At 62.1% G+C, this 20,800-nt stretch carries 22 protein-coding genes and 3 pseudogenes; 14 read left to right on the plus strand and 11 right to left on the minus strand.

Annotation, left to right across the window (positions count from 1 at the left end):
• The 3 genes from ACGLHR_RS42775 to ACGLHR_RS42785 all read left to right on the plus strand — a co-directional run.
• The coding region (locus ACGLHR_RS42775) for an AMP-binding protein (RefSeq protein WP_400101952.1) at window positions 1–1,110 on the plus strand (1,110 nt) is incomplete at its 5' end.
• Window positions 1,111–1,113: 3 nt separating this feature from the next.
• Window positions 1,114–1,929 carry an enoyl-CoA hydratase/isomerase family protein gene (locus tag ACGLHR_RS42780; protein ID WP_400101953.1) on the plus strand — a complete coding sequence of 272 codons (816 nt, stop codon included), beginning with the start codon at window positions 1,114–1,116 and terminating at the stop codon, window positions 1,927–1,929.
• A 178-nt stretch (window positions 1,930–2,107) separates the two neighbouring features.
• Complete coding sequence (locus ACGLHR_RS42785; protein ID WP_400101954.1) at window positions 2,108–3,451, plus strand: MFS transporter; 1,344 nt, start codon at window positions 2,108–2,110, stop codon at window positions 3,449–3,451.
• 185 nt (window positions 3,452–3,636) lie between these two features.
• Here the strand turns inward: ACGLHR_RS42785 and ACGLHR_RS42790 are convergent.
• A pseudogene (locus tag ACGLHR_RS42790) lies at window positions 3,637–4,151 on the minus strand (transposase); the annotation flags it as partial.
• Window positions 4,152–4,187: 36 nt separating this feature from the next.
• Between ACGLHR_RS42790 and ACGLHR_RS42795 the strand changes: the two are divergent.
• The gene (locus ACGLHR_RS42795) at window positions 4,188–4,331 is read left to right on the plus strand and encodes a zinc-binding dehydrogenase (RefSeq protein ID WP_400101955.1); all 144 of its coding nucleotides are present in this window, start codon (window positions 4,188–4,190) and stop codon (window positions 4,329–4,331) included.
• Window positions 4,332–4,577: 246 nt separating this feature from the next.
• Here ACGLHR_RS42795 and ACGLHR_RS42800 read toward each other — a convergent pair whose 3' ends face one another.
• Window positions 4,578–5,783: a porin gene (locus tag ACGLHR_RS42800; protein ID WP_400101956.1), complete on the minus strand. Its 1,206-nt coding sequence runs from the start codon at window positions 5,781–5,783 to the stop codon at window positions 4,578–4,580.
• A 241-nt stretch (window positions 5,784–6,024) separates the two neighbouring features.
• On the opposite strand from ACGLHR_RS42800, the gene ACGLHR_RS42805 reads away from it, so the two are divergent.
• Both ACGLHR_RS42805 and ACGLHR_RS42810 read left to right on the plus strand, forming a co-directional pair.
• Window positions 6,025–6,306, plus strand: a complete 282-nt coding sequence (locus ACGLHR_RS42805; RefSeq protein WP_400101957.1) for a PadR family transcriptional regulator — start codon at window positions 6,025–6,027, stop codon at window positions 6,304–6,306.
• Entirely contained in the window at window positions 6,307–6,582 is a 276-nt protein-coding gene (locus ACGLHR_RS42810) for a hypothetical protein (protein WP_400101958.1), read from the plus strand.
• Between the two features lie 221 nt (window positions 6,583–6,803).
• On the opposite strand, the gene ACGLHR_RS42815 is transcribed toward ACGLHR_RS42810, so the two are convergent.
• Both ACGLHR_RS42815 and ACGLHR_RS42820 read right to left on the minus strand, forming a co-directional pair.
• The gene (locus tag ACGLHR_RS42815) at window positions 6,804–7,151 is read right to left on the minus strand and encodes a cupredoxin family copper-binding protein (protein WP_400101959.1); all 348 of its coding nucleotides are present in this window, start codon (window positions 7,149–7,151) and stop codon (window positions 6,804–6,806) included.
• Between the two features lie 35 nt (window positions 7,152–7,186).
• The gene (locus ACGLHR_RS42820) at window positions 7,187–8,131 is read right to left on the minus strand and encodes a metallophosphoesterase family protein (protein ID WP_400101960.1); all 945 of its coding nucleotides are present in this window, start codon (window positions 8,129–8,131) and stop codon (window positions 7,187–7,189) included.
• A 576-nt stretch (window positions 8,132–8,707) separates the two neighbouring features.
• Here ACGLHR_RS42820 and ACGLHR_RS42825 point away from each other — a divergent pair.
• Window positions 8,708–9,457, plus strand: coding sequence for a hypothetical protein (locus ACGLHR_RS42825; protein WP_400101961.1), 750 nt, complete (start codon window positions 8,708–8,710; stop codon window positions 9,455–9,457).
• 117 nt (window positions 9,458–9,574) lie between these two features.
• On the opposite strand, the gene ACGLHR_RS42830 is transcribed toward ACGLHR_RS42825, so the two are convergent.
• Complete coding sequence (locus ACGLHR_RS42830) at window positions 9,575–9,895, minus strand: DUF4148 domain-containing protein (RefSeq protein WP_400101962.1); 321 nt, start codon at window positions 9,893–9,895, stop codon at window positions 9,575–9,577.
• Window positions 9,896–10,275: 380 nt separating this feature from the next.
• On the opposite strand from ACGLHR_RS42830, the gene ACGLHR_RS42835 reads away from it, so the two are divergent.
• Window positions 10,276–10,503, plus strand: coding sequence for a hypothetical protein (locus ACGLHR_RS42835; RefSeq protein WP_400101963.1), 228 nt, complete (start codon window positions 10,276–10,278; stop codon window positions 10,501–10,503).
• Between the two features lie 156 nt (window positions 10,504–10,659).
• Here ACGLHR_RS42835 and ACGLHR_RS42840 read toward each other — a convergent pair.
• Window positions 10,660–10,779: pseudogene (locus ACGLHR_RS42840) on the minus strand (nucleotide pyrophosphohydrolase); the annotation flags it as partial.
• A 265-nt stretch (window positions 10,780–11,044) separates the two neighbouring features.
• On the opposite strand from ACGLHR_RS42840, the gene ACGLHR_RS42845 reads away from it, so the two are divergent.
• The gene (locus ACGLHR_RS42845) at window positions 11,045–12,742 is read left to right on the plus strand and encodes an adenylate/guanylate cyclase domain-containing protein (RefSeq protein WP_400101964.1); all 1,698 of its coding nucleotides are present in this window, start codon (window positions 11,045–11,047) and stop codon (window positions 12,740–12,742) included.
• 173 nt (window positions 12,743–12,915) lie between these two features.
• Here ACGLHR_RS42845 and ACGLHR_RS42850 read toward each other — a convergent pair whose 3' ends face one another.
• Window positions 12,916–13,743: a hypothetical protein gene (locus ACGLHR_RS42850; protein ID WP_400101965.1), complete on the minus strand. Its 828-nt coding sequence runs from the start codon at window positions 13,741–13,743 to the stop codon at window positions 12,916–12,918.
• A 747-nt stretch (window positions 13,744–14,490) separates the two neighbouring features.
• On the opposite strand from ACGLHR_RS42850, the gene ACGLHR_RS42855 reads away from it, so the two are divergent.
• From ACGLHR_RS42855 to ACGLHR_RS42870, 4 genes are all read left to right on the plus strand, one after another.
• Window positions 14,491–14,958, plus strand: coding sequence for an ester cyclase (locus tag ACGLHR_RS42855; protein WP_400101966.1), 468 nt, complete (start codon window positions 14,491–14,493; stop codon window positions 14,956–14,958).
• 195 nt (window positions 14,959–15,153) lie between these two features.
• Window positions 15,154–15,360, plus strand: coding sequence for an adenylyltransferase/cytidyltransferase family protein (locus ACGLHR_RS42860; RefSeq protein WP_400101972.1), 207 nt, complete (start codon window positions 15,154–15,156; stop codon window positions 15,358–15,360).
• Between the two features lie 365 nt (window positions 15,361–15,725).
• Complete coding sequence (locus tag ACGLHR_RS42865) at window positions 15,726–16,373, plus strand: dihydrofolate reductase family protein (protein WP_400101967.1); 648 nt, start codon at window positions 15,726–15,728, stop codon at window positions 16,371–16,373.
• A 134-nt stretch (window positions 16,374–16,507) separates the two neighbouring features.
• Window positions 16,508–16,930, plus strand: coding sequence for a VOC family protein (locus tag ACGLHR_RS42870; protein ID WP_400101968.1), 423 nt, complete (start codon window positions 16,508–16,510; stop codon window positions 16,928–16,930).
• 137 nt (window positions 16,931–17,067) lie between these two features.
• On the opposite strand, the gene ACGLHR_RS42875 is transcribed toward ACGLHR_RS42870, so the two are convergent.
• From ACGLHR_RS42875 to ACGLHR_RS42885, 3 genes are all read right to left on the minus strand, one after another.
• The gene (locus ACGLHR_RS42875; RefSeq protein WP_400101969.1) at window positions 17,068–17,559 is read right to left on the minus strand and encodes a flavodoxin family protein; all 492 of its coding nucleotides are present in this window, start codon (window positions 17,557–17,559) and stop codon (window positions 17,068–17,070) included.
• A 108-nt stretch (window positions 17,560–17,667) separates the two neighbouring features.
• Complete coding sequence (locus ACGLHR_RS42880; RefSeq protein WP_318234947.1) at window positions 17,668–17,874, minus strand: hypothetical protein; 207 nt, start codon at window positions 17,872–17,874, stop codon at window positions 17,668–17,670.
• Between the two features lie 72 nt (window positions 17,875–17,946).
• The gene (locus ACGLHR_RS42885) at window positions 17,947–19,413 is read right to left on the minus strand and encodes an outer membrane beta-barrel protein (RefSeq protein WP_400101970.1); all 1,467 of its coding nucleotides are present in this window, start codon (window positions 19,411–19,413) and stop codon (window positions 17,947–17,949) included.
• A gap of 374 nt (window positions 19,414–19,787) precedes the next feature.
• Here ACGLHR_RS42885 and ACGLHR_RS42890 point away from each other — a divergent pair, with 374 nt between their 5' ends.
• On the plus strand, window positions 19,788–20,480 hold the full coding sequence (locus ACGLHR_RS42890) for a response regulator transcription factor (protein WP_400101971.1): 693 nt from the start codon (window positions 19,788–19,790) through the stop codon (window positions 20,478–20,480).
• 242 nt (window positions 20,481–20,722) lie between these two features.
• On the opposite strand, the pseudogene ACGLHR_RS42895 reads toward ACGLHR_RS42890, so the two are convergent.
• Window positions 20,723–20,800: pseudogene (locus ACGLHR_RS42895) on the minus strand (IS200/IS605 family transposase); the annotation flags it as partial.

Genomic DNA, 20,800 nt, shown 5'->3' on the forward strand with positions numbered 1-20,800 from the left:
TCGGGCACCACCGGCAAGCCCAAGGGCGTGCCGCGCCGGCACCGGCAGGAGCGCGCCGCCGCGCTCGCCCACGTGGCGCAGAACCTGTATCGCCATGGCGAGCGCACCCTTGGCGTGATGCCGCTCTATCACACCATGGGCGTGCGCTCGCTGCTGGCAATGGCGCTGGTGGACGGCCTGTTCGTCTGCGTGCGGCGCTGGAACGCGGGGCAGGCGCTCAAGGAGATCGCCACCCACCGAATCAGCTGCCTGTACCTGGTGCCGACGCTGTACCACGACCTGCTGGCCGATCCGGGGTTCGATGCCTCCGTCGTGCGCAGCGCGACCAAGCTCGGCTTTGCCGGCGCGGCGATGAGCGACGGCCTGCTGCGCCGCCTCGCGCTGGCCTTCGAGCCGGAGCTGTTCGTGAACCACTACGGCTCGTCGGAGGTGTACACCTTCAGCGTGGACCAGCGCGCCACCCGCAAGCCCGGCAGCGCCGGGCGCGCCGGCATCAACACGCGCCTGCGCGTGGTGCGCCTGGATGCCCGCTCACCCGACGATCTGGCGGCTACCGGCGAGGAAGGCCAGATCATCGCCGACCTGCGCGGCGACGAGGCCTTCGAGGGCTACTGGAACCGCGACGACGCCAATGCCAAATCGCTGCGCGATGGCTGGTACTTCACCGGCGACACCGGCTACTTCGATGCCGAGGGCGACCTCTTCGTCAGCGGCCGGGTGGACGACATGATCATCAGCGGCGGCGAGAACATCTCCCCGGTCGATATCGAATCGGTGCTGTCGCTGCATCCGGCGGTGGACGAGGTGGCGGTGGCCGGCGTGCTGGATCCGCGCTGGGGCCAGAAGGTGGTGGCCTTCGTCAAGCCGCGCGGCAATATCGACGCGCAAGCCCTGGATACCTACTGCCGCGGCTCCGACCTGGTCAACTTCAAGCGCCCGCGCGACTACGTCTTCGTCGAGGAGATTCCCAAGTCGCCGGTTGGCAAGATCCTGCGCCGCAAGCTGTCCGCCGGCGAATACGCACTGGCCCCGCATTCCATGAACCCCAACCCTAATCCCAACACCAACCAGGCAGCGGACGCCGCGCCTGTCGATACCATCAAGGAGTAAGACATGACCCAGGCAACCGAGATGATCCATCCCGGCCAGCAGCGGCTCCAGCAACTCGACGGCTTCTCCGTGGAGATCGATGCCGGGCGAGAGCGTGCGGACATCATCCTGCACCGTCCACCCTACAACGTGATCGCCATGGCAGCGCGCGACCAGTTGCGCGCCGTCATTGAAGCTCTGGATGCCGACGATCGCGTGCGCGTGATCGTGCTGCGTTCGCAAGGCGAGCATTTTTCCAGCGGCGGCGATATCAAGGGCTTCCTGGAGGCATCGCCCGAGCATGTCTCGCAACTGGCCTGGAACGTGGCGGCGCCGGCGCGCTGCAGCAAGCCGGTGATTGCCGCCAACCGCGGCTACTGCTTTGGCGTGGGCTTCGAGCTGTCGCTGGCGTGCGATTTCCGCATCGCCACCGAGACCACGCAGTACGCGCTGCCAGAACAGAAGCTCGGCCAGATCCCCGGCTCGGGCGGCTCGGCGCGCCTGCAGAAGATGGTGGGCATCGGCCGCACCAAGGACATCGTGATGCGCTCGCGCCGCATCTCGGGCAAGCAGGCCTATGAGTGGGGCATCGCCGTGGAATGCGTGGCAGACGCCGAGCTGGAAGCCGCCACCGATGCGCTGGTCGACGAGCTGCGCGGCTTCTCGCCGCTGGCGCAGCGCACCGCCAAGAAGCTGCTCAACGACACCGAGGACGCGCCGCTGTCGATCGCCATCGAGCTGGAAGGGCATTGCTATAGCCGCCTGCGCAGCTCGGACGATTTCCGCGAAGGCGTGGAATCCTTCCACGGCAAGCGCAAGCCGGCGTTCCGCGGCAGCTGATGGAACTCGCGGGCGCGCCGGCAAGGCCGCTCGCATCCCGGACGAACTGACGGATAACGATGCCCGCTGCCACGGGGCAAGCATCGCGGGGGGAGCGCTTGCCTGGCGGCAAGGCACCGCCCGCGCGTCATCGCTGCCGTAATGATCCAAGCAGAGATCCAAATCAAAGGAGACAACAATGGAAGCCGTAGCAAAGAAGAGTACAGAGACGATCAGCGAGGCGCTGCCAGCGGCGAGCAATCGCCAGGTGTTTGGTGCCGTGACGGCGTCGTGCATGGGATGGGCACTGGACCTGTTCGACCTGTTCATCCTGCTGTTCGTGGCGCCCGTGATCGGCAGGCTGTTTTTCCCGTCGGAGCACGCGATGCTGTCGCTGGCGGCGGTGTACACGTCGTTTGCCGTGACGCTGCTGATGCGGCCGCTCGGCTCGGCGATTTTCGGCACTTATGCCGACCGCCACGGCCGCAAGGGGGCGATGGTAGTTGCCGTCACTGGCGTTGGCTTGTCCACGGCGGCGTTCGGCCTGCTGCCCACGGTGGGTCAGGTGGGGCTGCTTGCGCCAGCCTTGTTTATCCTGCTCCGGCTGGTGCAGGGTATCTTCGTTGGTGGCGTGGTGGCATCCACCCACACCATCGGTACCGAATCGGTGCCCCCGTCCTGGCGCGGCGCCGTCTCCGGGCTGGTCGGTGGCGGTGGCGCGGGCATCGGGGCACTGCTGGCTTCCATTACCTACATGGCAATGACCGCGCTGTTTCCCGGGGAAGCGTTCGACGCCTGGGGTTGGCGCTGCATGTTCTTTTCCGGCATCATCAGCTCGGTGCTCGGACTGCTCATCTTCAACTCGCTGGAGGAGTCTCCGCTGTGGAAGCAGTTGCAGGCGGCCAAGGGTCATGCCGCGCCGGTTGAGAACCCGCTGCGCGTGATCTTCTCCCGCCAGTACCGTGGCGTCCTCTTCGTCAACATCCTGCTCACCGTCGGCGGTGGCAGCGCCTACTACCTGACCTCCGGCTATCTGCCGACCTTCCTTAAGGTGGTGGTGAAGGCACCGGCTGGTGAGGCTGCCGCCATCCTGATGGCCAGCAGTTTGGGGGTGATCGTGGCATCGATTCTTGCCGGCCACCTCAGTACGATGATCGGCCGCAAGCGAGCCTTCCTGTTGATCGGCGCGCTGAACGTGGTGGTGCTGCCGCTGCTCTACCAATGGATGCCGGCGGCGCCGGACACCACCACGCTCGGCCTGTATGCCATGGCGCTGGCCATGCTGGGCAGCACCGGCTTCGCCCCGATCCTCATTTTCCTGAACGAACGATTCCCAACCAGCATCCGTGCCACGGGGACCGGCCTGTCATGGAATATCGGCTTTGCCATCGGTGGCATGATGCCGACGTTTGCTTCGCTGTGCGCCAGCACCCCGGCCGAACTGCCCATGGTGCTGGGCATCTTCCTGGCGGTTGTCACCGTCATCTACCTGGTGGGTGCGCTCATCGTTCCGGAGACGGCAGGACGCCTTGGCGACAAATGAGCGTTGATGTCCAGCCCGGGCCGTCGTACAAAATAATTTTGTCAACTCGGTATCCGGCCGGAAGCCTTGCCGCATCAGGAGGTCCGGGAAGTTGTGACAATTTCATTTTGGTCTACGGTAGGCGGTCGTCAGGCTCTGTCAACTTGCCGGTACCGCGACGAAACTGTGGCAGGCATGACCACGGCTCAGAAAGCAGTTGACGGATTTTGGGTGACTCCGGTGAATTCGTGCCACGCAGCGAACCGAGCAGCAAGATGTTTGCGGTACAGAGAAGCGCGCAGCAAATGCCGCTTGAGGGCGAAGTGCTGCCGGATCGGGCCGAAGCTCGAGAGGAATGCGTGCGTTTGCGATCGCGAAACCCACGCATGCGGCGCTCACGTTCACGTGTGGGTTGGTGGCTGTTCTCGGCCCGATTGTTCAAGCGTGCAGCGGCTTCGACGAACACGTGTTTGACGTTCGCCAGTTCCGGGATGTCGGCCTTGGCGGCCGGGTAGCTGCGCAATTGGTCGGTGACGATCTTGCGAGGCACGGGACAGGAACGAAGCACTCGTAAGAAGAAGCGCTTGGCTGCGGCCTTGTCGCGCCGCTTCTGCAACAGGATGTCCAGTTCCGCGCCGTGCTCGTCGACCGCCCGCCACAGCAGATAGGGCTCGCCGCGCAGCGTCGCGAACATCTCATCGAGATGCCAGGTGCTGCCTGGGTTCATTACGCCACGCCGCGCTCGCACATGCTTGCGATGGCCGAAGAGCTGTTCGGCCTCGTGCAGGCTGGAAAGATGACCAGCGAACCGAGGCAAATCTACGCACTGGAAGAGGCCGCCGAAGCGCACAGGATGCTTGAATCGCGGCTCAGGGTTGGCGCGACAGTGCTTGTGCCGTAGCGACGGGCGCGGCCGGCAGGCTGAGCGTTGAGCGCCCTGGTTGACTGAACCGCGCTCCAAACCGAGCCGCGGCAACACATGCCGGTAGTTGCACAGCGATCTGTGTCGGCTGCGCCAGTGCCCAAAAAAAGGTGCCGCCGAGGCGGCACAAAGAGCATGTGAGAGAACTGCATGCACGCGAGCATTCCGCAGGACTGCCTGCACCACTGCGCAAATAAGACCTTGTCACATGCTGTTGGGCTGTCTCTAGAACTTGTGGCGAATACCCACGGCGACACCGAGCATATTGCTTTGGCCGCTGGCAAGCGTGTAGCTATTGCCAAGGGACAGGGTGTTGGCAAAACCGATCATCGGGGAATCCAGTCCCAGACCCGCATTCTTTGAATATGCCGTGGTCAGGTAGATATCGGTTCGCTTGGAAAGCGTGTAGTCCGCGATAAACGCAACTTGCCATGGGTTCGGCACCGACGTGCTGGCGAAGAAGTTCTTGACGTTGTCGTAGTTGTACTCGAGCGTCAGGCCAAGCGCCGGCGTCACCTGGTAGGTGGCGCCGATCCAGTAGAAGTCGTCGCGCTCGATCAGGCTGCCATTCTGGTCCTTGTTCTGGCCCCAGCGATAGCCGCCCATGATCTTTGCCGGGCCGAACGCATAGCTTGCCGCGACCGTCGCCTTCTTGAAGCTGCCGCTACCGAGGGCAGCAGCGGTCAATGGGTTGGAAATCGTCGGGTTGAACTGGTCGTAAGCAAGGGCCACACCGACAGAGCCAGAGATATAGGTCAACGCTGCGCCATAAGCGGTGTCGCGGCGGAACTGGCCCGGCACTTCGCCGTTGCCACCGAGCAACGGACCGTTGGCTACCGTCGTGGGCAATGCCAGGCCGGTACCGAAGGACCAGTGTGCCAGGGCGGACAAAGCACCGAACTGGCCGGAGTACTTGATGGTGTTGTCCTCGCGGAAGTTCGCGCCGGCCAGCATCACGATCGGTTCGTACTGGGTGGCAAAGGCAGCCGGCACGAAGTTCGCGATACTCTCGAACATCGAGGTGTACTGACGGCCAAAAGTCACCTGGCCAAACTGCGTGCTTTGGATGCCCACGTAGGCCTGGCGACCGAACAGGCGGCCGCTTTGCTGCGACGTGCCGGTATCCAGGTTAAAGCCGCTTTCCAGTACGAAGACGGATGTCACGCCGTTGCCTAGATCTTCCACGCCGCGCAAGCCCCAACGCGAGCCGGACAGGCCGCCGGAGTTCATGCGGTAAACGTCGTTGGACGGGCCGGCATTGAATTTGTTGGCGGCGGTGGGAACGGCGCCAACATGGTTGGCGTACTCCACGTTCATGTCCGCCACGCCATACAGCGTCACGCTGCTCTGTGCGTGTGCGCCGCCGGCGCAGATTGCGTCCACAGCGATGAGTGCAAGATTAAGCTTGCTCAGCTTGCTGGATGATTTCACTGTCTTTTCTCCTCGTGTCTATTTTTTTACGCCGATCACTTCGCCGCCATCATGCTCAGAACTGGGCACTGCGTGCGGCGGAAATCGGCGCGCGGCCGGCTAACTGCTCGAAGGTGTCGGTCATGCGGTCGTAGCGGTTGATCATGTATGTTGGAAAATACATAGTGCCACGCCTTTTTACTATGTCAAAACAAACATAGTCATTCCGCGTGCGCGTTGACGCAATCAAGGAGCGATGCGAGTGAGTGATCCGAAGGAAGCCAAGGCAAGCAAGGAAAAGCCGCTGAAGCATGTTCTTCTTGCCGGGATACATAGCCAGCCGCGTTCCGGCTATGAACTGACCAAATGGCTGCAGATGGCGGGCCAGCATTGCTGGTCGGTTGAGCACAGCTCGGTGTACCCGGCCTTGCGAGAACTGGAGACGGATGGACTCATCAAATCGGAGCGCTTGCCGGGGACGCGCGGGCCGGAACGCTCGATCTACAGCATGACCGTTGCTGGACGCGAGAAGCTGACGGCTTGAGTGGCGAAGGGCTCACCGCGCCCGGCCATCAAGGACGAACAGATACTGCGGGTGTTGTGCTTCGATCTGCTGCCGCGCGAGACAGCGTTGCAGCAGATCCGCGAGGTGCGTGCGGACCACCAGGCCCAGCCTGAGTTCTTTCTCGCAAGGCAGGCCGTGCTGACCGAGCAGCAGCTTGGACCGCTGTTGGTGACACGCCGCGGCGTGCTGGCGGAACAGGCCTATATCGCGTGGTGTGACGAGGTGGCGGAAATGATTGCTCGCAGGCCAGCCTGATGCCCGGCCGAATTCAAGCCGCGCGCGGCTTGAATACACCCAATGGAGGTGCCGAGCGGGTCGGCGCCACCGTCCTTGACAATGGCGCGTGACACGTCCAGGTAGACAAACGGTGTGAGCGCCGCCAGGGTCCGCGGTCAACTTCGCGACTGCCCCGTCCTGGAACCCCGGGTTCCGACCGGTTTCCCGGCATCTGGCGACGTAACTCCTGTAGAGCGCACCTACTGGACGGTGATTGTTGCCTTCATATTCGGGTGTATGCCGCAGAAGATACTGTAGACACCCGGTTTATCGAACCTGAACTTGTAGGTGTCGTTCTGATCGAGCGCGCCGGAACGGAACAGACCGGCGTCGTTGACAACCGTGTGAGGCTCGCCATCGAGATTTTTCCAGGTCACGGTGGAGCCAGCCTTGATCGTGAGCGACATCGGCGAGAACATGAAACTCTTCACAACGACGACATTGGCCTCCTGCGCTTGCGCGACGGAGAACCCGGAAGCCGATGCCGCCATGAGTATCCCGGCCCCGAGGGGGACGACGAAGGCGCGGCGAAGGATAGTCGTTAGCATGATTTGGGTCCTGGTTGGTGAGCAGTGCCTGGAATTCAGGCGAGCGTGGTATCGGCGAGTGTCGCTGCGAGCGGGTGGCGCATGATCTTGATGCTGGTCACGCCAAGCATCCTGGGAAGCTGATCGCTCGGTACGGTCAGCGGCATGGGCCCAGGTCCATTGCCGGCCGTCGGTTGCGGATAGGCCGTCGAGCGCGCCGTATGGAAGGTGATATTGCCTTCCACCTTTGACACGATCTGGTGGATATGGCCGTTCAAGACAGTGACCGAGGTGAAGCGCTGCAGATAGCTCATCGCCTCGCCGGCGTCGCCGGTGCCCCAACCCCACGGTTGGTAGATCGTCCACATTGGCATATGCGCGAAGACGACGATCGGCGTGCTGGACGAGCGGCCCCTCAGATCGGCTTTCAGCCAGGCGAGTTGGTGGTCGCCCAAGCCCCCCAGACCGTTCGGCTTGAAATGCATCACGTTGACCAGGCCGATAAAGTGGACGCCACTGTGGTCGAAACTGTAGTAGCCCTTATTGCCGGAGGCTTGACCGAAACGGTTGAAGTATTCCGTCCCAGTCCCATCGGTCACATCATGCTCGCCGGGCACGGTATGCAACTCGGTGATATTCAGCCCCGACAGCAATTGGGCTGCGTGGTCGAACTCCTCCGCCTTGGAAAGATGCGTAATGTCACCTGTGTGAATCGTCAGCGCCGGCTTGACCGGCATGGCGTTGACGAAGTCAATGGTCTGCTTGAGCGTGCCTGCGACGTCGGGATTGGCCTCCTTGTTGAAGCCAATATGCGTGTCGCTGATCTGCAGGAAAAGGGGGACCCCTGCGGCAACCGACTGACCCTTCGCCGAGGCGGCAAGGGCCAATTCCACCGGCGCGAGAACACCGCCGGCCAGGACAAACACCGTGCCCGCACCACCGAAAGCGAGACACTTCAACGCGCCGCGGCGCGACGGATCGGATGGAAGATCTGACGACATATTGCCCTCACGAGTCAGGTTCGAGAGGTAGATCGCCGGACTATCCGACGGGCCTCCCGATTGGGTTCAAGAGCAAGACTGCTGGGCCATCCGTTTTATTCCACCGTAAGCGCCGCGCTGCGGCGGCTAGCAAGCAGGCCTGCGCACGCAGGCCTTGAGTCACGGCGGTGGCGCTCTGCGTCATGACGACATGATCAGAGCCGGTGACCGATGCCGGTCCGACCCGCCACCTGATGCTGACCGGCCGACGGCGAGCCGATTCTACGATCGAGCCAGTATTTCCTACTGAAGTATTGAAGCAGCGGGAATATCCGGCGACGAAACAGCGTCTACTCATCGCATATCGCGCAACACCCACCCGAGCAATGGAATCAAGAAATGTGCCATGGCCGCCATTTCGCCGGCCGTCCTTGCGTCCCGCCCAACCGGTCAGGAGCAACAGAGCCGAAGCCGCCGCTCACCAGGCTGGCGCCAGCTCAGGGTGGAGAAGATGGCCTGTGTCCGACTGCTGGATTCGCCGTTTGGCCGCGGCCGTGCAACAAGTCCTCTCCACGTTGAACATCAAGGGGAACAAAAGTGCAACCAATTCTGCGCCGCTTGCAGCTCGGATCGGGTGTGGTGCTGCTGATCTACCTCTTTCTCCACCTGGCCAATCACGCGCTCGGGATCTGGTCGCTGGAGCTTGCCGGGCGCGGTCTCACGCTGGCGCTGCGGCTCTGGCACAGCGTGCCCGGAACGATCCTGCTTTACGGTTCGGCCTCCCTGCATTTTGCACTGGCGCTGCGCACGATCTACGGGCGCCACCACTGGGCGCTGCCGCCCACCGAATGGATCCGCCTTTGGGCGGGACTCAGCCTCCCTCTACTGCTCATCCGCCATGCAGTGGCGACCCGACTCGCCGCCTCGCTCTATGGCTTCGAGCCGAACTATGAGCGGATCGTGATATTGCTGATCACGAGCGGCACGCAAGGCTTGCAAGTTGCATTGCTCGCCCCGGGCTGGGTACACGGTTGCCTGGGGCTGTGGATCCGCTTGCGCCACCATGCGATGGTACAGCGTGCAAAGCCTGCACTGCTCGCGCTGCTTGTCCTGCTGCCACTACTGTCTGCGGCCGGCCTTGTTCGGATGACCCGAGCCGTCGTGGCGAGCAGTGCCATGCTCCCGGCGCCCGATCCGAAGCTGGTCGCGCATCGGATCGCTCTCGATGCGTGGCGTCACAATCTCGTAGCCCTCTATCTGCTGCTGATCATCGGCGCTTTCGTGGCCGGCCAGTTGCGCAATTGGCTTGAGCGTCGAAGATCGTGCAAGGCGTCGCTCAATACCTGATGCACAGCGCTAGAGAGAAGGTGGCGAACGGCCTGGGGGCATAGACGGGCGACCCTCAAGCCGACTCGGCCCACCTTCGAGAGCGCATGTGTGACCTGTGCGCGCAATCCATCGCAATCAAGGCATGGGCTTCGTCTGTGCCGCCTGGTTCCCACCCATTAGCGCGTTCTTTTCCGCACGATGTTTGGCTTCCAGCTTTTGTTCCGCCGCCTGAAGGTCGGCGGGGTAGTCACCATAGTCGCCTTGGGAAGGGTTATAACCGACGGACTTCAACTCCTCGAGTTCATGCAGCAATTCTGCACGAGTGACTTGATGCGTGCCCGGTTCCGGCGGCGTTTGCGTGAGTGCACAGGCTGAAGCTGCCACTAACGCAGCGCTCATGATGAGCGCGCCGCGCATGGGCCGGACTGCAAGCCGATTCAGCGAATTCAATTTCATGGCAATGCTCCTTGGATGTTCGAGCGAGTGATGTCCGTAGTCGACTTGACTTCGCAGCATGACGCTCTGCACGGGTAGACCGCAGAACCGATCTCCTTATTCCCCAATCTCTCTCGCAAAAAAAGCGTCCGTGGCATCAGCGATAAGAGGAGACAGCGACACGCCCAACCGCACAGTGGCTTGACGCTCGGCCCCGCTACATCCGTCGCCGTGCCTCGTGAGCGGGAATAAACCTGGTGTCTGCGCGGTTCTACAAGTGCACGGCGGACCAGTTCCCGGGAATGATCGTGATCCCGGAAACCGGCACGCGATGCATGCCCAAGCGTAGCCTTCACGGCGATGCGCTTTGGAAGCTGTTCCTACTGTATTTGGAGATCGTCATGAAAATCCTGATTTCGGCCGTTGTCGCTGCATTGGCATCCTTCGCAGCCCTGGCCCATGCATCCAACATCCCCACCAATGCCGCAACCTCAGACAGTAAAACCCATGTCAACGGGCCGCGCGATCCCTACACCGATGGCGCGAAAGCAGGCAAATTCGATGTCTATTCCGACGGCGCAAGAGTCACGGATCGGCGCGATCCTTTCACCGACGGCGCGCACAGCTAAGACGCTGCGAGAAGCGCAGGGGGGCCGCGGGCCGCCCGCATTGCGCCATGTGGCGGGCGGCGTGAGCCGGCGCCATGTGGCGCAGGCTGGAGGGATTTCGCCCAAGGCCAGAGCCGACGCAAGGCCCCCCGATGCCCCGTGGCCCGTCTTGGTCGAATAGGTCTTCGCATTCAGCTCATACCTGGCCCGCACCGCGGCATCCAGGTCCACGCCTGTCGCCGTCACCAGCCGCACCAGGTAGATCGTGATGGCGGCTAGCCCATGCTCCCTATGCTCCCCATGCTCGCGCTCCCTCGACCGACGGTTTGCTCAACACTGGATTGACGTTGGACGCGGATACCATCCTGGCCGACCGGGATGAGCCGCGCCTCCTACGTCTCTGGCACGAGCCCGTTCCACGCCGGCGAAGCTAAGATACGAATTCGGCTGCGTCCCGACGCCGGAGGGTGCGCAAGCTGCCGCGCGCATTGCAGAAGGGGACTCCGCAGTGCAGGCACCCGGCGGGCAACAGCCGGCGCATCGAGAGCGTGGAGAGCAAAGCATGTCACTCTTTCCCTATCTTCAAAGGTTGCGGCCGACGGGGGTGCGATCGGTTCGGCTGTCCACCGGACTGGTGCTGTTTGCCTACGTAGGCACGCACCTCCTGAATCACGCGCTGGGGAATATCTCGCTCGCATGGCTGGAGCGTGATCTGCTTGTACAGAAGTTCATCTGGCAGGGATGGCTGGGAACAGCCTTGCTGTACAGCGCGCTGGCGACGCATTTCTTCCTGGGTCTGTGGGCTCTGTACGAACGGCGCTCGTTGCATTGGACTCCGGGCGAGGTGGCGCAGCTCGTCCTCGGCTTGTGCATACCGCCGCTGCTAGCCAACCACGTTGTGAATACACGGGTCGCCCTTGCCGAGTTCGGCCTGAACAAGGGGTACGCGCAGTTGCTGTACTCGTTCTGGATCGATTCACCGTTCTTCAGCCGCGTGCAGCTGATGCTGTTGGTGGTCGCCTGGCTGCATGGGTGTTACGGCATCTGGTTCTGGTTGCGATTGAAACCATGGTTCGGGGCGTGGCGGAGCGTGCTGCTGAGCGTCGCCGTGCTGCTCCCGGTGCTCGCGCTGCTAGGCTTCTTGCAGGGCGGACGGGAAGTGATCGCGCTCGCGCAGGATCCCGTCTGGCGCGCCGCGGCGACCCGGCCGGCGATCATCGGAACGGGATTGCAGAATCTCTGGCTCGCCGAGATGCGCAACGACTTTTTGCTTTTCGATGGTGGTGCGCTGCTGATGGTGCTCGCAGCGCGGCTGGTGCGCACGGTGCGCGAGCGCCGAGCCGGGCGGCTCTGTGTTCTGTATCCGGACGGGCGAAGGGTATTCGCGCCGCTCGGATTTTCGGTGCTCGAGGCTAGCCGCATGGCCGGCGTTCCCCATGCCAGCAGTTGCGGTGGCCGCGCCCGATGCACGTTGTGCCGGGTGCGCGTGCTCAGCGATGCGCCGCTGCCCGCGCCCGCCGAGGCGGAGCGGCGCGTTCTGGAGCGGCTGGGAGCGGATTCGCAGACGGTTCGCCTCGCCTGCCAGTTGCGGCCGACCCATGATCTCTCCGTGTGGCCATTGGTGCCGCCGGCAGCATCCACGGCCTTCTTGCAACGGCGCCAGCGGGACGTCATGCCGCAAGAGCGATTCGCGGCGTTCATGTTCGTGGATATGCGGGAGTCCACAAAGCTCGCGGCGGCACAATTGCCGTTCGACAGCCTATTCGTTGTCAGTCGCTTCCTGAGTGCGGTCAGCTCCGCGGTAGTCCAGGCGGGCGGCCTGCCAAACCAGTTCCTGGGGGATGCAGTGCTCGCGATCTTTGGCTTAAGCAGCGAGCCGTCCACCGCTTGTCGTCAGGCGCTCAGAGCGGTGCCGCTGGTGGCAGCCAATATTGACGAACTCAACGCCGCGCTCAAGCAGCAGCTGCAAGCGCAGATCCGGTTTGGCATTGGATTGCATTGCGGCCGGGCGGTGATGGGTGAGATTGGTTTTCGCGAGCATGTCACGTTCACTGCGATTGGTGACCCGTTGAACGTGGCCTCGAGACTTGAGCAGTTAACAAAGGAGATCGCTTGCGAGGCGATCGTCTCGGAACAGGTCTTCCAGCATGCCGGCGTTTCAGCCGCAGGCCTGCCGCAGCTTGCCGCACGCCTGCGAGGCCGCGATGACCCGATGCCCGTCCGTGTGCTGTCCAAGGCGGCGCAGATGCCTCGGGCCTGACTATGCCCGCTACGCCACGCCGGCAGCTTTGGCCGATGAAGGGCTGGTCGCCGACCTCACCTTGGATGGCCGCTCATCGCTACGCAACGGACGCGGCGCGGACAGAGGCTGGATGCCTGCTTATCGGTGCGGGCATTCATCGCATCCTGACTTGCTTTGCTTGCGACGGTACATCAATTGCACGAAGAAGCACGACCTCCAGGAAGCAGCGCCGATATCGAGGTTGCATCAAATCCGAGGGCGGTTCTGACGGTAAGCATGAAGATCGGATCTGCAAGCGACTGCTTGTGCAGCGCGAATCCAACCTCAGCAAATGGACTCGTGACGGAGAGATCGGGGTTCGCAGCCCGAAAGGAAAAGCACATCAGAAACTCGCAGTCGTGGCGTTGGGCCTCGACACCGAAATCGATCACGGTGAGGTGCCAGTCTCCATCATCCCTCGTTAGAGGTATTAGGAGCTGGCGGGCGAGCGCCTCAAGATAGGCGCGGTTCTGCACGATGGATGCGGCCTTCTCGATCCCCAGTGAGCTCGGCATGCCGTGGACATCGGCGACGACAACTTCCGTAAGATCCGAGAGTACCGCCATCCATTCGTCGCGCGTGGTAGCACCGAACCTGTTGATGAGCGAAAACTCACCAGGCGTTGCGAACCCCATTTCGCCGCGCGGCTCCGATGCCGGCATCGGGTGAGAGCTCGATTTGGTGGCCGCCGGCAGCCGTGCCATCCGCGCCAAAGGATCGTTCAACTGCGAACAATATTCAATGGCTTCGATCGTCGCCCGCCGAATGCGATCGGTGGGCAGACCGCGACTCTCTGCAGGCATTGCGGCGGCTCTGCCCGTCCGAGCCGCTTGAGCGTTTCGAGCCAGCAGCGCCTCGAAATCCATCCGATAGTGTCGTCCAAACTGCAGATGCTTCTGCTTGAGCCGCGCCGACTGATCCCGAAGCCAAATGTCGCCAAGGTCTGCATAGGCGTCCATATGGACTTCATTGATGGGCATGACAGACTCCTTGCTTGAGGCTATACCGTGCACAATGCCGGACTCGTGGAACGGAGACATGTTGCGACTGGCTCGCAATGAAGTGTAGGCAGCCGGTTCTGGGCGCGCTCTCCGTTTCTTGCGATTGAATCCAACACGCCTATCCGAATTTGTCGATCGGGCGTTTCGCACGTCTTGGTAACTGAATGCGTAAAACTGGAAGGTCCCGCTCCCTGCGCGCATCTTCCCTGCTGGCCTGCGCGTCGCGCTCATGCTGACCCTCCGGGCGCGAGCGTCATCAGGCTGGACAAGTCGAGACTCGCCTTCAGTGAGACGCACAGATTCATTGCGATTAAGGCGGGCAGTACATCGGCCCGGCGAACGCCATTGGCGAAGGCGCATTCAATGCCGCAACTATCCCCCTGATCAACGACGGCCAACGACGCTACGGAGAACCTACCGTTGTGTGCAGACTGGCTACGGCCTCCGGCGGGCTGGGAAGTTCCAGCGGCTATCTGTTCCGTACGTGCGAAGGCTTGCGCGCCAATGGAAACCACCACGCGGCACTGGAGCGGCTAGCCACTCTAGTGCGCACCGCTCACACAGACGATGAGGTGCTGTCACTGGCCTGGACGGCGAGTCGACCATCGGATTGGTTTGCGCAGCAAGAATCGGAGTTTCGATCAACGCACGGATGCCTATTCTCTTGCTCAGGGCATCGAATGGTTTCGATGAACCTTCCCGAAACTAACTGTGAGGATCTTTCCAATGAGCAAAGAAGAGCAGAACAAGGCCGTCGTCGGTCGTTGGTTCACGGAATTCTGGGGCAAGAATGTCAATCTCGCGGTGATCGATGAAATTGCCGCGCCGAACATGCTGCTCAAGTACTCGCTGCACGAGCCCCGTCGTGGCCGTGAGGACATCAAGGCCTTCATGATCGACTTCCGTGCCGCGTTCCCCGATCTCAACTTCTGGGGCACGGCTGAGCTGATCGCCGAGGGCGACTATGTCGTCGGTCAGTGGGAAGGTGGCGGCACCCACACGGGCCCGGCATTTGATGACTTCCTGATCGGCGGTTTGCCTGCCGCAACCGGCCGCAAGATGCACTTCACCGGTACCACCGTGTTGAAGGTGATCGACGGCAGGATCGTAGAAGAACTCGGCCTGGACGACGGCGTGGCTGCGCTGACCCAGCTCGGCCTGATCAAGGGGGCCGCCATTAATGGAGACGGCTGATCTCCAGAAATCAGGAGAGGTCACGTGACGCCATACTGGCGTCGCGTGACCCTTCTTCATTGCGCACCTCATATTCACGTCGCGTGATTTCAGAATGCCCGAGCTGGAAACGGGGCGTACCGGATAGGATGAGGTCGTAGATTCCTGGACAGTGAGATCGATCAGCCTTGAGAGGACATCACTGCCACGATTCGAATCGGTTACGCACCCGGTGCCTATGATCTCTTTCACATCGGGCACCTCAATCTCCTGCGACAAGCCAAAGAGCATTGCGACATTCTCATCGCCGGCGTCGTGGCCGACGAGGTTCTGATTCAGTACAAGGGGGGGGAAGCCCGCTTCGCGGGTTTCGGTGTCGAGGTTCCATATGGAAGGCTCACATCGAGCAGTGCGCTTTGCTGACTGGCCGAGATTGGCCGACAGCGGTCGTGCGCTGTCCCGGCGCCGAACCCGGGCTTCTGGACCATACCTCTGGAGCAGCCGCGCCCCCATCGGGCTGCACGGCAATCCAGCCAATTCCGGATTTCTAGTCCAGCAAAAGCGCACGTAGTCCAGCTAATTCCGGTTCCCTACAAGAGTTGGGCCTTCTCGCTGTCGCAAGGCGCCTCAACACCTCGGTAGTGCCCATCGCTCCCCCGGAATATGGCGAAGGCCCAGACGACCGATCGCGAATGCCCGCTCTCGTCTAAGCTTTGAAGCAGTCGGTTCACGTCAGAGGCTTGGGACGCTGCTGTGCCGGCAAGTGTGGAATCCAAGGAGAAACGCCCATGTCCAGACTCAGAATTCACGGATTCGCCGTATCCATCGATGGCTACGGCGCCGGCCCCCGCCAGAGCCTTGCGGATCCCCTTGGCGTCGGAGGTACCGCCTTGCATGAATGGGTATTCGCCACGCGCACGTTCCAGCACATGTTTGGCGGTGTTGGGGGCACCACGGGGCCGGATGACGACTTCGCGGCACACGGCTTCGACCACATCGGCGCCTGGATCATCGGGCGCAATATGTTTGGCCCTGTCCGCGGCGCGTGGCCCGACGATAGTTGGAAGGGATGGTGGGGCCCGGAGCCCCCCTATCACACGCCCGTATTTGTGCTGACCCACCATCCGCGCGAATCGGTCGCGATGGAGGGCGGCACCACCTTCCATTTCGTCACCGATGGCATCCATGCCGCGCTGGAGCGCGCCAGGGCAGCCGCCGGAGGGCGCGATGTCCGTTTGGGAGGCGGCGTGGCGAGCGTGCAACAATACCTGCGCGCCGGGTTGGTTGATGAAATGCACCTGGCGCTGGTGCCAGCGGTGCTGGGCGCGGGCGAAGCCTTGCTCGCCGGTATCGATCTGGGCAAGCTGGGTTACGCATGCACCCGGCACGTCGGGACGCAGGCGGCGATGCACGTCGTGCTGACAAGGCGCCCATAGCCGAGCGGGGGAATTTGTAAAAAAAGCGCAAGCCTCGTCGATCCGGGGCACGTTCAAGCGTCGTGGCAGTACAGGGACGAGCGGGACGCTCCGCGCGGCCTTCCCCTATGAGTTCAACAGCGAAAGGAATCCACATGACCCAAGCCATCGCATATCTCGCCTTCGACGGCAACTGCGCCGAAGCCATGCGCTTCTACGAGCAGGCCCTCCACGCCAAGCTCGAAGTGCTGATGAGCGGCGCCGACTCGCCCATGGCCGACCAGATGCCGAAGGAGTTTGCCCACCGCATCTTGCACGCGCGGCTCGCACTGCCCGGTGGCGGCACCCTCTACGCCGGCGATAGCCCGGCGAACGTGCCGTACGAGGGCATCAAAGGCGTCTCCATCGCGCTCGACTATCCAAGTACGGAAGAAGCCGAGCAGGTGTTTGCCGCCCTTGCTGCCGGCGGCAAGGTGACCATGCCGATGCAACCCGCCTTCTGGGCCGAGCGCTGGGGCATGCTGGTCGACAAGTTTGGCACGCCGTGGATCGTCAATGGGCATCCGCTGCCATTCTGATATGGCATGCCCGACGGGGCAGGAGCCTCGTGCTGCGGCGCGGCTGCGCCCAACGTCGGCCGTCGCGCTGCGCGCGGCGGACTATCGAAAACGCTTGCTATCGCCAAAACGAAGCCTGAACGCGGCTGGGCTCAACGTCAGAAGACACCAAGCGCAAGACCGGCCGCCAATCCAGCGCCGAGTTCGGCACAGTGCGTAAGGTCTTCCGCGCCGATCTCCTTGTGTGCCAGGATGCGGTCCGGCGTCTGTGCATGGGTGCAGACTATCAGGCCTGGCGCCACACACTTGAGGCGCCAGCCGGTGGCGATGCGTTCGACCTGACGCAGTGCGTTCTGCCCGTCGCTGCCGGCACAGATCATGGTCGCGTACGGGCGGCCGTTCACACGGTCAAGTGCCGCGTAGTAGCAGCGATCAAAGAAGTCCTTCATCAGCCCGGACATCGCAGCCAGGTTCTCCGGCGTCGCGAACAGATAGCCGTCGGCTGCCAGCACATCGTCCGGGCCGGTCTCGGCCGCTCGCTGCAGCTTGACCGCGACGCCAGGCTGCATACGCGCCGCGTCGGCTGCCGCCTCGGCCATCTGCTCTGTTCCTCCGGTCATCGTGTGGTAGATGATCAACAGCGTCTTCATTCGTTCCTGCTCGCCGGCCGCCGGTACCCTGCGAACTCTATCACGCCGGCAAGGCCTTGATCACGCCACCACCCTCGTCATCCCGATGCGCTCGCCACCCGCCAGTATTCAGGGATGGCCGCTGTGTCCCTTCGCCAGCGGCAGCATTGGCTGCGCGCCGCTGGCCGGCCCGAGCTTCGCCTTTCTCTTGTCTGCCATGGCCTTGTCGATCACCTTCTGCTGCGCCAGGTCGTGAAACGCGTGGGCACGAAGGGGCAGTAGCAGGACGGGAACCAGGGTAAGCAGGGTAAGCAGGGCAAATACAAGCTTCTTCATGGCAGGACTCCTTGTTGACGAGCGGGAGATGTCAAATCTCATGTCGGGGTAGATCACTCTTGCCTTCGCCGTTCAGAACCGGACGATCAGGTCCGCCGCTACCATGGTCTGGACCCGTTTCGTGCCGCCGTTGAAGGCGGGACTGCTTGCCGTATAGCGATTGATCTCGGGCCGGAAGATGAGCGACTGGTTGAAGAAGTGCGTCCAGCTCACTGCCTCGCCCCAGTATCTGGCGGGAGTGCCCGTGCGCTGGCCCTGGCGGTCGTCCATGTATTCGAGGCGGAACGAGACGCTGTCCTTGGAGCTGAACTGCCAGTTCAGGTAATCCACGACGGCGATTTCGCTGGTTTTGAAGCGCTTGCTCGGGTCGGTGAAGAAGGCACTGTTCAAGCATCCATTGGGGGTTGCCGGCCCGTCGCCGCCGACCTGGCCGGTACAAACGGGAACATTGTTCTCCTTCATGTACCAGGCCTCGATCGCGTTGTTCAACGTCTGGCTGAAGCGGTGGCTCCAGGTTGCCACCCACTGGTTGACGTTGTTGTATGCATAGTTGGCGCCGTTGATCGTATTCGCGCAGCCGTAGATCGAGTCGGAATTGGCATTGTTGATCCACTGCGCGCAAACCAGTGGCGACAGCTTCGAACCCTGGGTGCCGGGCATGGTGTCGTTGCCGCCGGTCAGGCCAAACTGCACCGTCCAGTTCTTGCTCAGCTTGATGGAATCAACCACGCCGATCTGCGTGTACGGGTCATACGCATAGAGCAAAGAGTGACTGAACATATAGTTGTCGGGCGCGAGCTGGGCCTCGATGTCGGGCAGCGAGATAAAGCGACCCACACGAATGTTCATGCCCTCCGCAACGCCAGGAATGTACGTATCGACATACGCCATCGGGATGTCGAAGCCGTATTGCTGGTTCTTGCTGAGCAACTGGTTGCTCCAGAAACCCTTCATGGTGGTGAAGCGGTAGTCCATGCCGTACAGCAGGTCGAAGCGGAAGCCGAAGTCGATGTGATCGGTCTGGTACGTGTCGGGCAGGCGCGTCACACGCAGGTCCGCCTGGTGTAGTTGTATCGAGTTGGGGATCTGATCGTAGGCGGCCGGCGCGTTCGTGTAGCGGTTGCCAGGCTGCCGCTGCGAGGTGCTCATATTGCCGCCGATTTCCACCCAGCCGCTGATTTGCGTGCGCGAATCCTTCCAGAAGTCGGTGGACTCGCTCAGCGCCTTCATCAGCGGATAGACCGGCGCGTTATTGCGGTCGCCGATGGTCGGCGTGCCGCCCATCTGATATTCACCGTAGGGAAAGGGCGGGGAGTTCTGCGGCGCGGGAAACTTGCGCAGTTCGGGCGCGTCCCCACCGCTGCCGCCGTCGCCCGTGTAGGGCCACGGCGTATCAGGCATCGCCTGCGAACCATCGGCGTACGCGCGGATGAACGTGCCGATGGCGCTGCTGGATTCCGGCTTTGGCGCAGCCGCCGGGGTTGCCGCATCGTCGGCGAAGGCGCACTGGCCGAGCGCCAGGCTGAGGACACCAAGCAAGGCCGGCATTAGCCTTGGCAGCCTTGGTAGTTTTTGCACTTTGAACGACAGCATATTCTAGGTTCACTTGGAATGGGGCACGTTTTATGACTTCTCCTGAACGTAAGGCTTGATGAGACTCCCCTGGCCTGCCTTGCGTTGCCAGCGATTTAGCCATGCACAACATAAAATATTCGTTAAGAATGCTGCACTGCGATATAGAAGATTCAATAATGCCAGCAGCCCGGCACACATCTGGTGCAAAGCTTTGAATTCCGACATGGAGCCGCAAGATATTCTTTATGTCTTCGATATTTTGCCGCCCGTTTTTTGATCATTTTTTTATTTGTATTTAGGCTTAATGGATCTAAGTCGGTAACTCTCTTGCGAAGACAATGCATTGTGTAATCTTGATCGACGATGAACGTTCGATGCAGTTCATCCTGCGGCGCTTCCTGGCAGGAGAGGGCTATCAGGTCTTCGTGGCCGAGAGCGGCAAGGAGGGCATCAAGCTGGCCGGCTCCCGGCGGCCTGATGTGGTTCTGCTCGATGTCCGCCTGCCGGATATGAGCGCCATACGCGTGATCGATGAAATCCGCAAATGGTCGAGCGTGCCAATCCTGGCGATCTCGGGATCGGACACGGAGGACGACAAGATCCGCCTGCTCGATGCCGGCGCCGATGGCCACCTGACCAAGCCCTTCGGCATGGGCGAACTCGCGTCGCGGATCCGCGCATTGCTGCGGAGACGCTTTCCGGAACTGGACGCCGCGCCGCTGCGCAAGAAGAGCCGGCTCCAACTCGATCCGTTCGCATGTGTCGCCAGCATCGACGAAAAGACGATCGCGGTCACGCCGCGCGAGTTTCGCCTACTCTGGCTGCTGTCATCGAGCCAGGGCAAGGTTGTGCCGCACGGGCGCCTGCTCAGCGAGGTCTGGGGCCCCTCGCATCAGGGCGATGCGCACTACCTGCGCGTCGCCATCGCCAGCCTGCGCAAGAAGTTGAGCCAGGCCGGCGGGCAACCACACATTATCCGCACTGTGCCAAAACTTGGGTATGTGCTTGATCAAGACAAGAGGCAACAATGAACGGATGAAACGGGAACTCTCACTGCCGGTGATGCGCCTGGCGGTGCACAGACCGACGAAGACGACCAAAGCCCCGGCTGCAACCGTGATGCTGGACCTGGGCAAGGCCAGGGATACGCAGGGGTCGAGAAGGTCGCGTGATACCTGTCAGCGCGACCTTCTCTGGTTGATCGGGATGCGCGTCAAACCTCGGCCTTCAGGCCGAGGAAGGATAGATGCGCCGTAGGCGTCCAATGCTGAGCTTAGTGCGGCGTTTTCTGCTGTTCGATGTATTGCCGCACAATCTCGATAGGCGCACCGCCACAGCTTCCAGCGAAGTA

It is taken from the genome of Cupriavidus sp. CuC1 (assembly GCF_044627735.1).
Taxonomy (GTDB): Bacteria; Pseudomonadota; Gammaproteobacteria; order Burkholderiales; family Burkholderiaceae; genus Cupriavidus; species Cupriavidus ulmosensis.